This window comes from Psychrobacter sp. 1U2 (assembly GCF_051847575.1).
Genome location: NZ_JBPYDC010001564.1, coordinates 1 through 573, shown reverse-complemented (window position 1 = coordinate 573; position 573 = coordinate 1). Strand labels below are relative to the sequence as shown.

The 573-nt window shown below is 48.9% G+C and carries 1 protein-coding gene; it reads left to right on the top strand.

The features are described from left to right. Nucleotides 1-573 (top strand): AMP-binding protein (locus ACS8FD_RS23200; protein ID WP_439277589.1); only part of this gene is annotated, 573 nt, incomplete at both ends.

Sequence of the window (573 nt, the reverse complement as noted above, 5' to 3'; positions counted from 1 at the left end):
ATTTGTCCAGTTTGCGCACCGGTATCATGGGCGGCTCTAGCTGCCCTATTGAGGTCATGCGCCGCGTCATGGATAAAATGCACATGAGTGAAGTAACCATTGCTTATGGCATGACCGAGACCAGTCCAGCTTCTTGTCAGACCAGCTCACAAACGCCCCTTGAAAAGAGAGTGTCGACAGTAGGGATGGTGCTGCCAGCGCTTGAGGTCAAAATCGTGGATACCGAAACGGGTGATGTTGTCCCGATTGGAGAGACAGGCGAGCTACTCACATACGGCTATGCGGTCATGAAAGGCTATTGGGGTAGCCGTTTTAAAACCCGAAAAGCCATTCAGGATGGTTGGATGCATACGGGTGATTTGGCAACAATGGACGAAGATGGCTATATCACGGTAGTTGGGCGTAGTAAAGATATGATCATTCGTGGCGGCGAAAACATCTATCCAGTAGAAGTCGAAAACTATCTCTATCGCCATCCTAAAATCCGTGATGTACAAATCGTCGGCGTGCCTGATAAAAAGTATGGCGAAGTATTAGCGGCGTGGATTATTCCAAAAGAGCCAGGTAGCTTGA